This window comes from Streptomyces sp. NPDC088254, from assembly GCF_044740925.1.
Lineage (GTDB): Bacteria > Actinomycetota > Actinomycetes > Streptomycetales > Streptomycetaceae > Streptomyces.
Genome location: NZ_JBIURQ010000016.1, coordinates 110,339 through 121,652 on the forward strand (window position 1 = coordinate 110,339; position 11,314 = coordinate 121,652).

Below are 11,314 nucleotides of genomic sequence, written 5' to 3' on the forward strand. Positions count from 1 at the left end.
GCTCCCGCCCCCCATCCGAAGTGCCCCAGCCCGCCGAGGAGTTCCGCCATGCCGATGCAACCCTGGTTCACCGAAGCCAAGTTGGGGATCTTCGTCCACTGGGGGATCTACGCTGTCGACGGCGTCCAGGAGTCCTGGTCGTTCTACGACGACATCGTGCCGCACGACCGGTACATGTCCCAGCTCGACCGGTTCACCGGAGCCCGTTACGACCCCCGCGCCTGGGCAGACCTGTTCGCCCGCGCGGGTGCCCGCTACGCCGTGCTCACCACGCGCCACCACGACGGCGTGGCCCTGTGGGACACCGCTTTCGGCGACCTCGGCCTCGGCCGCGACTACGTCTCCGGGTACGTCGAGGCCCTGCGCGAGAAGAACCTCAAGGTCGGCTTCTACTACTCGCACTCCGACTGGAACCACCCCGACTACGCCACCACCCGCAAGCCGGGCCGCCCGCCGGAGATGGAGGACAACCGCTACTCCGAATGCCCGGCCGAGGAAGAGGACCTCGACGCCTGGGAGCGGTTCATCGCCTACCGCGACGGCCAGATCCGCGAACTCGTTTCCCGTCACCGGCCCGACCTGATGTGGTTCGACGGCGAGTGGGACCGCAGCGAGGAGCAGTGGCGCATCCCCGAACTCGGCGCGCTCATCCGCTCGTACACCCCTGACGTCGTCTTCAACGCGCGCATGCTCAGCGAGGGCGACTACGCGACCCCGGAGCAGGGAGCCCCCGTCGTGCCGCCGGAGGGCCCCTGGGAACTGTGTCTGACGATCAACGACTCGTGGGGCTACCAGCACCACGACCACAACCACAAGTCACTCGCCCAGCTCGTCCGTTACTTCACCGAGACCATCGGCGGGGGCGGCAACCTGCTGCTCGACGTCGGCCCGAAGGAGGACGGCACCATCCCGCAGCCGCAGGTCGAGCGGCTCGAGGGCCTGGGGGAGTGGATCGCGAAGCACGCCGACGCCGTGTACGGCACGGTGCGCGGACTGCCCGCCGGGCACCACTACGGACCGAGCACCCTCTCCGCCGACCGCCGCACGCTCTACCTCACCCTGTTCGACGCCCCGCGCGCCGAGATCGGCGTCCGCGGGATCGTCACGCCCGTCCGCAGGGTCACCGTGCTCGGCAGCGGGACGGAGCTGCCCCACCGGATCGTCGGCGGACTGCACGAGGCGGTGGGCGTGCTGTGGATCGACCCGCCGACGGCCTCCGATCTCGACCCGTACGCCACGGTGCTCGCCGTGGAACTGGACGGCGAACTGGAGCTGTACCGGGGATCGGGCCGCTCCTGACCCGCTCCGCCGGACGCGCGGCCGGGACACGATTCGGGCCGGCCGGTCGCTCCCCGTGACAGCGGCCGGCCGACCCGATCCCCCGTGCCGGGGATCCCCCGTCGATCCCCGTCCCCCCCGTCGGTTCCTGTACTGCGCGGTGCTTCCCCCCGTGCGCGGCGCCTTCCCCCTGTGTCCCCCCGTCGACCGGCCCCGCGCGCTCCGCCAAAGGCCTCGCGGAGGCCCCCGTGTTCCCCCGATCTCCTCCGCGGACCTTCGGCGTCACACCGTATAGAGCCCGCACCCCGCGCCCTGATACACCCCTCGGCGAAACTCGGAGAAAAAAGTTTCCGCGGTCAGGGCCAGGCGGTGGCGACCTCCTCGACGACGTCGAACAGCCGCTCCGGCGTGTCCGGTCCGCCCAGGGTTGTCAGGACGGGGAGGAGGGCGCCGACCCAGGCGAGCGTCTCGCACGGGGGCTTGACCCGGCGGGGTGTCAACAGAACATGTGCGGAGCAGAGTTGAGGTTGTGGCGGCAACCCAGGCTGAGCGCCCGGCAGCAGGCCCACCTCGTCAAGGAGTGCGAAACCTGGGCCGGTTCGTCGTCACCCCAGCGCGAAGAGTTGTTCGAGGCGGGCCTGGACCAGGGGCCGGCCGACGACGGGGACGTCGTAGTGGCCTGCCCCTTGCAGGACCGAGAGGTTGATGTCGTTTCCGTTGGTCAGCATCTTGTTGACGACGTTGTAGGTGACGGAGTTCGGGCTGGTGATGTCATCCGCCCCATACAGCCACAGGATCGAGCCCGGCAGGGTCGAGTTTTCGAGCTTCCCCTGGTTCTGTCCGAAGAATCGTCTGTTCTCCGGAAGCGAATTGGGGCTGTCTCCGCGAACCCCCGGATAGGTGTCCAGGCGGTGGGCCGGAGAGGCGCTGAGATAGCTTTGGATGTCCTTCCTGACGGCAGCGTTCAGGTCGTCGATGCAGGCCTGCCAGTCCTGACGGTAGAACCGGAGCATGTTCGGGCCGTAGACCCGTCTCGGGTCGACGTCGTAGCCCGCGTAGCGTTCGGTCTTCGTGAAGTAGATGGTTTCCGCGTTGGCGAAGACCAGCTGGCTGATCTGGTGATCCGTCGGTGGGAGCCCGGACTGAGAGGCGTTGTTGATGTCCTGCCACAGGATCCTGTTCATGGCGGGAACGTCCGGCACGGGGGCGAGGGTGATGGTGCCCCGGTACTCCAGGGCAGGGTTCGCCTCGGTGGCCGAGGCGGAGTAGTAGGCGGCGGCAAGCGCTGCGAAGCCGCCCTCCGACCATCCCGCCGGGGCCCACTGCCCGGACAGTCTGCCGCCGAGGTGTCGCTGTGCGGCGACCGCAGCGTAGATCATGGAGTAGCCCTCGCTGGACAGGTCGTAGTAGCCATGACCCGTTCTGACGCCCGCGGACGGCGGCCCCAGCCCCTCGTAGTCCGGCGCGACGACGGCGATGCCCATCTTCAGCACGGACGCCAGCAGCGCGGAGTTCGGGCCGTCAGCCCATGTGCCGTGTTCCTGGAGTTGCACGCTGGGGGCGCAGTGCCGTGCCCATCCGGTGGTTCCGTGTCCCCACACGAGAAGCGGCCAGCCCTTTGCCGGTGGTGCTTTCTTGGGAGTGAACAGCATGGCCGTCGCATTGGTCTGCTTTCCATGCATCCCTGGCATGCGGTAGACGATCAATTCGCCGTCGGCGACGGTGGAGATGTCCCGGGGTATGTTACGCAGAGGGGTGGGAGTACCCACCACGTCGCCGTTTCCTGCGCCACCGGAGGGGACCCCCGAGCCTTCCGGGGGAGCGACGAACGCACTGATGAGGACCGCGGTCAGCAGCGCAGCCGCGCACGCTCTCCCCCCGTGCAAGAGCGACCTCCGGCGAAATCCACGTCTTTCCGGCCTCTTCGGGCGACCGGCGCGGGGAGGGGGCCCCACCGGAGAAATGTGTCTGGCTTCGTCGGTCATGTCCGCTGCCCCGCTTTCCGCCTTCTGTCCACGCGATGCCTGCTGCAGTGCCCCGAAGCGTGCGTAGTCCGCAAGCACAGGACGGCGAGGCCGCGTGCTCATCAGTAAGTGAACGTATGCGGCAAGGGGGGCCCGTGCTTGCCGAGAGCCGGTTCGGTGAGGCATTCGGGTTGCTGTGCCGGATCCGGTGTCGGTTGTCGCCGAGGAAACGCCCGTCGGGTCCTCCGACGGCGCTGTCCTGTGCCACCCGGGTGGGCCCGCTCCTGCCGAATGGCTTACTTGAGTGGCTTCAAGGCCGACGCAGAGGCCCCTTGCTGCATAGCCTCACCCGAGGGACAACTCCCGATCTTCGCCATTCCGGGTCGGAGGGGTGAACCGGACAGAGGTCTCGAAGACTTGGCGGCACCGTCATCTGAGAAGGGGTGCCCGGATGCCCAGGAGGTCGGTAATGGCGACGCGAGAGCTGCGGGTTCGCCGGACACAAAGCAGGAACCGCCGTACTGTCGGGGCCTGCCTGCTCGTCGCGGGGTGCGTCATCGCAAGCTGCGTGCCCTCGGCCTCAGCGAGCCCGCAGGGGGGTGCGCGCCTGTGCGCGACGGAGCCCTTCCCCCCATCGGAAAGTACTCCGCCCCCGATCCTGTCGGGCAGCGATGTGTGGAGTTTCGTCTCCGATCCGGCCCTTCACCCCATGCGGGTGAAGGTGACCGCGAACAAACCGGGGACGGCTCGCGGAGACATCTTCGTCGCCCCGTTCAGCGCGGACCAGATGGTCGGCCAGACCGGAGCTCTGATCAACGACAACTCCGGCGATCCGGTCTGGTTCCGCCCACTGCCCTCCACGAACCTCCAGAACGCCGACTTCAAGGTCCAGACCTACTACAACGGCCCCAGGGACCGGGGACAACCGGTGCTGACCTGGTGGCAGGGCACCCTCGCGCTTCCCCCGGCGTATACGAACCTGCCGGCCGGCGCGCCCGAACAGGGCGGGTGCTACTACATCTACGACAGGCACTACCGCCTGCTCAAGACGGTCTTCGCGCATCACGGCTACTACCCGGACGAGCACGAATTCACCCTGACCCGCAGGGGCACCGCGCTGTTCATCGCATCCAGGCCCGTGCCCATGGATCTCACCCCCTACGGAGGTCCGAAGAACGGAGCCGTCGAGAACAGCGAGATCCAGGAGGTCGACCTCGCCACGGGCAGACTCCTCTTCTCATGGAACGCACTGGACCACCTCGACCTCGCGGATTCCGAGGAGCCGGTCTCCAGTGCGTCGTCGTCCGGCGGGGTCTGGGATGCCTTTCACATCAACTCCGTCGACGAGGGTCCTGACGGCCGACTGCTGATCTCGGCCCGGAACATGTGGGCGGTCTACGACGTCACCAAGAGAACCGGGAGGATCCGCTATCAGATCGGAGGAAAGAAGAGCGACTTCACCTTCGGCCCCAACGCGGACTTCTACTGGCAGCACGATGCCCGATTCCGGCCGGGAAACCGGATCAGTATGTTCGACGACGGCTGCTGCGACCTGCCCGATGGCGCCCCCGAACAGGTGTCGCACGGCCTGATCCTCAACCTCGACTTCCGCAGCCGGAAGGCGACCGTGGACAGGACCTACTACCACCAGCCGCCGCTGGAGTCACCGACCCAGGGAAACACCCAGGCCCTTTCCAACGGCAACGAGTTCATCGGATGGGGCCAGAGCCCGTACTACTCGGAGTACGCGGGTGCGGGGAACACCCAAGCCGACGGCTTGCAGAACCTGCTCTACGACGCGAGGCTGCCGGGCTCCAACATCTCGTACCGAGCGTTCCGGAACGAATGGATCGGCACGCCGTACTACCCACCGAGTGCCGCGGCACGGTCCGACGGCGGACACAGCGTCGTCTACGCCTCCTGGAACGGCTCGACGCAGACCAGAGCATGGCGGGTACTCGCCGGATCCGGCCCCCGCTCCCTGTCCGTCGTGGTCGGACGCGCCCCACGTTCCGGATTCGAGACAGCCATCACCACGAACGCCCCCGGACCGTACTTCCAGGTGAAGGCGCTCGATGCGCAGGGCAAGGTTCTTGGGACCTCCCCCGTCGTGACCCGCTCCGGCCGACAGTCGACGAGGGACACCAAGAGGTAGTCGCGGCAAGGGGCGGACAGAGCCGGCCCCGGCCACCCACCGCTCGGCCGCACACCGAAAACACGGCACCCTGACGAAGATCACCGACCGCGCGCCACTACCCTGCGCCTGACGCCGCTGCCGCACCCGGCGGCGTCACCGCATCCCGTGCCCGGCGCCGCCGTTCGGCGGCCTCTTCGCTCTACGCCGTCGCCGGGGCGGCCACGGCGGTGTGGTCGGGCTGGGGTGCGGGGGCCGGGACCGCCGGGAGCAGGGTCTCCGTCTCCTCCGCGCGCTGGTGCGGGAGCGACACCGCGCGCAGCGGACGCGGCCCCGAGACCACCGTGTAGTCCTGGCCGAGGAACGGCGGGACGATCTCCCCGGGGTCCTCGCCGAGCGCCAGCTGCACGGCCGCCCAGGGCGCGTTCACCCCACACAGCGACAGCTGATGGAGTCCACCGGCGGGACGCGTGTTGACGTCCATGAGAACCGGCTGCTCGCCCAGCATCCGGAACTGGATGTTGGACAGGTAGTGCAGCCCGAAGCCCTCGGCGATCAGCCGGGCCGGCTCCAGCCACTGGTCCTGAAGGGTGAATCCGCGACGACGGCCGTTCTTGGTGCGCCCGATGGCCATCCGGACCAGGTTGTCGGGACCGGTGAGGCAGTCCACGGACACCTCGGGCTGCTCCAGGCGCGGCATCACCAGCCAGTCGACCTGCTCCTCGGCCTCCTCCAGCGCCGCCACGACCGTGTCGAGCTGGACGTAGGAGCTGGGGAACCCGTTCAGCTGCTCCAGGGAGAAGGCCGACCGGGTGATCACGCGGAAGCCCACACCGCCGGCGCCGGATGCCGGCTTGAAGCACGCCCGGTGCCCGCCGTCCTCCAACTCCCCGACAGCTGCGACGAGTTCGTCCGCCGTCCGGACCCGCCACCACGGCGGCACCGGCACGCCGACCGCCTGGACCGCCTCGTAGGCGACCACCTTGTCGTGGAAGACGGCGACGCCCTCGGGCGTCGGCGCCAGCAGCGCCGTGCCGACCGCCTCGAAGTCGGCGCGGTGGGCGACGATCTCGGCCTGGTGCAGCCGGGGGACGAACACGTCGATGCCGCGCCGCGCGCACTGGTCGAGCGCGAACTCGACGTAGCCGGCCGGGGACAGGCCCTCCGGCTCCAGGTCGGCGGTGTCGGCCGCGGCCAGGACGGGGGAGTCGGCGTCGGCGTGCGTGGCGTGGATCTCGACGGCGCGGTCCTTCGGATTTCGCCGCAGCTGATCCATGAAGAACACGTTCTCCGCGTACGTGCGGTTGAGCCAGACGCGTACGCGAGAGACCATGCAGGCCGCCTTTCAGGGTTCGCGGGCAGGGCGAAGCGGGCCCGTGCCCGGGCAGGGGGAATGGAGGGACACCAAACCGCCCTGCTCTGAGGCGGGTTCGAGGCGGTGGTGTTGGGGGGATCATACGGCTTCCGAGGGGTGCCGCGTGCAACGCGCATGTTACGGATTTTCCGATCTTGTTCATGATGGGCGCGAGGGCGGGTAAAGATGGGACGCCGTGCGTTCATCACGTCGTGCGGTCTTCGCATCGTGCGGTCACCACACCGTGTGTTGTTCACGCCGTGCGGTGCTCGCATCGCGTGGCCTTCACGCCGTGCGGTCTGCCGCGGGTGCGGCGCACAGGGCTGGCGGAGCGGGGGGTGCGAGGTGACGTCGAGAGCCGGGGAAGCGGGTGGCGCCCAGGGAGCCGGACGGCTGCTGGCCGTCAGCGATCTGCACATCGGCTACCCCGAGAACCGCGCCCTGGTCGAGCGCATGGCCCCGGACACCGACGAGGACTGGCTGCTCGTCGCCGGCGACGTCTCGGAGAGCGTGGCGGACGTCCGCTGGGCGCTGGAAACGCTCGCGGGCCGGTTCCGCAGGGTCCTCTGGGCGCCCGGCAACCACGAGCTGTGGACCCACCCCAAGGACGCCGTCACCCTGCGGGGCGTCGCCCGCTACGAGCACCTGGTCGAGGTCTGCCGTGAGCTGGGCGTCACTACCCCCGAGGACCCCTACCCGGTGTGGGAGGGCCCCGGCGGCCCGGTCGCGGTCGCCCCGCTGTTCCTCCTGTACGACTACTCGTTCCTGCCGGCGGGCTGCGCCACCAAGGAGGAGGGCCTGGCGTACGCGCACGGCACCGGCGTCGTCTGCAACGACGAGTACCTGCTGCACCCCGACCCGTACCCGACCCGCGAGGCCTGGTGCCGGGCCCGCGTCGCCGAGACCGAACGCCGCCTCGCCGCCCTCCCGCCCGACCTGCCCACCGTCCTCGTCAACCACTACCCGCTGGACCGGCACCCCACGGACGTCCTGTGGTACCCCGAGTTCGCCATGTGGTGCGGCACCCGGCTGACAGCCGACTGGCACCGCCGGTTCCGCGTCGAGACCATGGTCTACGGCCATCTGCACATCCCCCGTACCACCTGGCACGACGGCGTCCGCTTCGAGGAGGTGTCCGTGGGCTACCCCCGCGAGTGGCGCGAGCGCCCGACGCCCCCCGGCCGGCTGCGCCGCATCCTGCCGCGAGAGGACGACACCGCGTGATCGACAAGCTGCTCCCCGAGGCCGTCGTGGTGGAGGCGTACGACGAGGAGGACGCCCGCGAGTTCGGTGACGCGCCGCTGCACCCCGAGGAGGAGGTCTTCGTGGCGCGCGCCGTCCTCAAACGCCGCCGCGAGTTCGCCCTCGTACGCTCCTGCGCCCGGCGCGCCATGGAGAAGCTCGGCGTGCCGGCGCAGCCGGTGCTGCCCGGCGAGCGCGGCGCGCCCCGATGGCCGGACGGGCTGACCGGCAGCATGACCCACTGCGAGGGCTACGGCGCGGCGGCCCTGGCCCGGACGGCGGAGCTGGCTTCCCTCGGCATCGACGCCGAACCGCACGAGCCGCTGCCCGAGGACGTGCTGCCCGCCGTCGCCCTGCCGGCGGAGACCGAGCGTCTTCGCCGGCTGGCCGCGGAGCACCCCGAGATCTGCTGGGACCGGCTGCTGTTCAGCGCCAAGGAGTCCGTCTACAAGGCGTGGTTCCCCCTCACCCGGAAGTGGCTGGACTTCAGCGAGGCCGACATCGACGTCCATCCCGGCACCGCGAGCGACGCGGTCGCGGTGACGGCCGCTCAGGGGACCTTCCGCGCCCGGCTCCTCGTCCCCGGCCCGCTCGTGGGCGGACGGCGGCTCACGCACTTCGACGGCCGCTGGACGGTGGAGCGGGGGCTGACGGCGACGGCGGTCCCGGTGCAGCCCGCCGCGATCCGGTAGCCGCGCGCGGCGTGCGCAATCGGATCACGGACCGGAACACCAGTGGTGGAGCAGCCGGAAGAACTCCTCCTCGTTGCCCGCCAGCCCGGCCTCGGCCAGCGCCTGCTCCGCCTCGGCCAGGGCAGCGGGCGGCACCACCGGCGGGCGGCGGGCGTACGGCGCGCCGGCGGTCTCCTCGCCGAAGGCGGCCCGCACGGTGTGCAGCAGCCGCAGGTAGGCCTGGACGGCGGTGCGCTCGCGGTCGGTCAGTACGGCAGTGGGCATCGGTCGGCTCTCCCCGGGTCGGCGTCGTCTCCGCCGCGCCTGACGGCGCGTACGCCACCGTGCGGCGGCGCACTCCCCAGCTTGCCGCCCACCACTGACAATCCGGCTCCGCCCGTCACCGGTTCGCCCGCTCAGCCCAGGCACGCCGTCACCCTGGCCCCGGCGGAAACGGCTCCCGCGCCGGAGCGGAACCGTGCGGCGACCGCCGGGGGCGCGGCGGAGGGGAGCCCCTCAGCTCGCGCCGCGGTCCTTCGGGCCCAGGTAGCCGAGAGCCGCCTCGATGCGGCCGGCCAGGTGGTCGCGCCGGCCACGGCCCCGTCCCGGGGAATCCGCCAGCCAGGCACGGCACTTGCTGGCCAGCAGCAGGCCGAAGCGTTCGGCGTCCCGTTCGTCGGCCTGGTCGAAGCGGGTGCGTGCGGCCACCTTCCTGACCGTCGCCCGGAGGTCGGCGCCGTCGCTGAGTAAACGGGCCGCGACGGCGGCGCCCTCCACCTGGTGGCTGCAGTGCCCCGCCTCCATGTGCCACAGCTCGTGTCCGAGGATCACCAACTGGTGGTCGGGCGCGGTGCGTTCCTCGACGACGACGAGGTCCTGGTCCGCCATGTCGAGCCACAGCCCGCTGGCCGTGCCGGGCGGGAAGGGAGCCGTACGGAAGTGGACGGGGCGGCCGCGGCGTCTGCTCATGCCCTCGCACAGGGCCGCGTACAGGTCGGCCGGCGCGGCGGGGGCCGGGAGGAGGGCCAGCTCCGCGACCAGCTCGTCGCACAGACGGCGCATGTCCTTGCTGATGCCCACAGTTCTCTCCCGGATCACGACTCGGGCCGCTTCACGCTCTCCAAGAGCATGTCCAGCCACTCGGCGACCTTGTCGCGGTGCTGGTCGGTGGGCAACTGTGCGGCCCGCCAGGCGATGCCGCGCACCCCGTGGTCCTGGAGCAGCCGCTCCAGCGGATCCTCGGCGGCCGCGGCCGCCTCCCGCGCGGCGAGCCTCTGCAACAGGTCCTGCTCGGTGCGCTGGAGGGCGCCGGCGAGCGCCTCGGGGTCCTCGGCCGTCAGGAAACCGGCGTTCACGTGGAAGAAGCGCTGGATGGCGTCGCAGTGCTCCATCGTGGGCCGGCGGTCGCCGTTGATGAGGGCGCCCGCCTGCTGCCGTGACATGCCGGCGCCGTCGGCGATCTCCTGCTGGGTGTACTTGCGCCCGTTGGGCTTGAGCCGGGTGCGGCGCAGCAGGTCCAGCCGTTGCAGGAAGCGGGCCTGCACGTCCGGCTCGCCCGCGGGCCGGCCGCTGAGCAGGGCCTTGACGACGGCCTCCGGGACGCCGGAGGCCACGGACAGCCGGCCGGTGTCGAAGACCTCCGCGTGCGGCACGCCCAGCCGGTCCGCGAGTGCGGCGACACGGGCGACGACGGCCGACAGCAGAACCGTCGCCGTGGCGCCCGGAACCTCGAAGCCATCCGTCACCGACAGGTCTCCTACGTCTCTCACGACCCTCTCACAGGCACAGGCGATCGCCGTGAACTGACCGGAGAGTAGCGGGTCCTTCGAACTCACATCCAGACATCGCCACAACTGTGGCCTATTTCAGCTGTCAACGAGGGCCTAATGCCACGATAGTTGACACGCCTCGCGTCGGGGCACCAGGATCGGGGCGCCGCTTGAAGGCGGCAGAGGCAAGAGGGGTGACCTCCCGATGGCATATCAGGCAGGAGGGCAGCGGTCGGCGCCGCGGCCCGTCCCCGACAGTCCTCGGGCCCAGGCCTACCTCGAGGACTACGCCGCGTACCTGGAGGCCGTCTCCTTCCCTTCCGTCGTGCTGGACCACCGGTGGGACGTCGTCCTGACCAACACCGCTTTCCGGACACTTTTCCGGGAGGTGGGCCCGCACCCGACGGCCCAGCCCGACGACAACTTCCTTCGGTTCGTCCTCTTCCATCCCGACGCGGCCGCGGTCCTCGGCGACCACGAGGCGAGCTGGTGCCTGCCGATGCTGGCCCGCTTCGCCGAGGCCCTCGAACGGCACGGCCACGACCCCGCTCTCCAGGCGGTCCGGCGGGAGATCGCCCAGGACCCGATCATGGAGGCCGCCTACCGGCAGGGCCTGCCGCACTGGATCCGCGCGGTCGGCGAGGACGCCGTCGAGCACGACGGAGCGGTCAGGCCCCTCTTCCACCCCGACCCTCGCTGGGGCGCCACGCGGTGCCGTATCGTCGACGAGACGCCGAGGACCCTGAGCGAGTGGGGGTTCGCCCGGCTGACGATGGTGCTGCGCGAGGCCCCCGTGCCCGCGCCCCGCAGGGCCCCGAGGCCCCGCCGCACCGCGGGACACCTCAGCGTGGTTCCCGCCCCCGAGGTCTGACCGGGCACCGCCGGCGTTCAGGTCGCCGACG

General features: G+C 70.5%; 11 protein-coding genes. 5 read left to right on the forward strand and 6 right to left on the reverse strand.

Annotated features, from left to right (window positions below; all coding sequences use genetic code 11):
- The first annotated feature begins 48 nt into the window (after positions 1-48).
- Positions 49-1,299 (forward strand): alpha-L-fucosidase, encoded by a 1,251-nt coding sequence (locus ACIOC0_RS37170; RefSeq protein WP_402160891.1) that lies wholly within the window; start codon positions 49-51, stop codon positions 1,297-1,299.
- Between the two features lie 335 nt (positions 1,300-1,634).
- Here ACIOC0_RS37170 and ACIOC0_RS37175 read toward each other — a convergent pair whose 3' ends face one another.
- Both ACIOC0_RS37175 and ACIOC0_RS37180 read right to left on the reverse strand, forming a co-directional pair.
- Positions 1,635-1,778, reverse strand: coding sequence for a hypothetical protein (locus ACIOC0_RS37175; RefSeq protein ID WP_402160894.1), 144 nt, complete (start codon positions 1,776-1,778; stop codon positions 1,635-1,637).
- A gap of 105 nt (positions 1,779-1,883) precedes the next feature.
- On the reverse strand, positions 1,884-3,050 hold the full coding sequence (locus tag ACIOC0_RS37180) for a hypothetical protein (protein WP_402160896.1): 1,167 nt from the start codon (positions 3,048-3,050) through the stop codon (positions 1,884-1,886).
- Positions 3,051-3,951: 901 nt separating this feature from the next.
- Between ACIOC0_RS37180 and ACIOC0_RS37185 the strand changes: the two genes are divergently transcribed.
- Entirely contained in the window at positions 3,952-5,397 is a 1,446-nt protein-coding gene (locus tag ACIOC0_RS37185) for an arylsulfotransferase family protein (RefSeq protein ID WP_402160899.1), read from the forward strand.
- A gap of 181 nt (positions 5,398-5,578) precedes the next feature.
- Here the strand turns inward: ACIOC0_RS37185 and ACIOC0_RS37190 are convergent, their stop codons facing one another.
- Positions 5,579-6,709 (reverse strand): ATP-grasp domain-containing protein, encoded by a 1,131-nt coding sequence (locus ACIOC0_RS37190; protein ID WP_402160902.1) that lies wholly within the window; start codon positions 6,707-6,709, stop codon positions 5,579-5,581.
- A 366-nt stretch (positions 6,710-7,075) separates the two neighbouring features.
- Between ACIOC0_RS37190 and ACIOC0_RS37195 the strand changes: the two genes are divergently transcribed.
- Entirely contained in the window at positions 7,076-7,954 is an 879-nt protein-coding gene (locus ACIOC0_RS37195; RefSeq protein WP_356684230.1) for a metallophosphoesterase, read from the forward strand.
- Complete coding sequence (locus tag ACIOC0_RS37200; RefSeq protein WP_402160904.1) at positions 7,951-8,664, forward strand: 4'-phosphopantetheinyl transferase; 714 nt, start codon at positions 7,951-7,953, stop codon at positions 8,662-8,664. Before ACIOC0_RS37195 ends, ACIOC0_RS37200 begins: the two co-directional genes overlap by 4 nt.
- A 24-nt stretch (positions 8,665-8,688) precedes the next feature.
- Here the strand turns inward: ACIOC0_RS37200 and ACIOC0_RS37205 are convergent, their stop codons facing one another.
- The 3 genes from ACIOC0_RS37205 to ACIOC0_RS37215 all read right to left on the reverse strand — a co-directional run bounded on the left by ACIOC0_RS37205 (position 8,689) and on the right by ACIOC0_RS37215 (position 10,388).
- Positions 8,689-8,928 (reverse strand): hypothetical protein, encoded by a 240-nt coding sequence (locus ACIOC0_RS37205; protein ID WP_402160907.1) that lies wholly within the window; start codon positions 8,926-8,928, stop codon positions 8,689-8,691.
- A 231-nt stretch (positions 8,929-9,159) separates the two neighbouring features.
- Positions 9,160-9,705: a toxin-antitoxin system, toxin component gene (locus tag ACIOC0_RS37210; protein ID WP_402161159.1), complete on the reverse strand. Its 546-nt coding sequence runs from the start codon at positions 9,703-9,705 to the stop codon at positions 9,160-9,162.
- 32 nt (positions 9,706-9,737) lie between these two features.
- Complete coding sequence (locus ACIOC0_RS37215) at positions 9,738-10,388, reverse strand: helix-turn-helix transcriptional regulator (protein WP_351340921.1); 651 nt, start codon at positions 10,386-10,388, stop codon at positions 9,738-9,740.
- A 229-nt stretch (positions 10,389-10,617) separates the two neighbouring features.
- Between ACIOC0_RS37215 and ACIOC0_RS37220 the strand changes: the two genes are divergently transcribed.
- Positions 10,618-11,283, forward strand: a complete 666-nt coding sequence (locus ACIOC0_RS37220; protein ID WP_402160910.1) for a hypothetical protein — start codon at positions 10,618-10,620, stop codon at positions 11,281-11,283.
- Positions 11,284-11,314 lie beyond the last annotated feature (31 nt).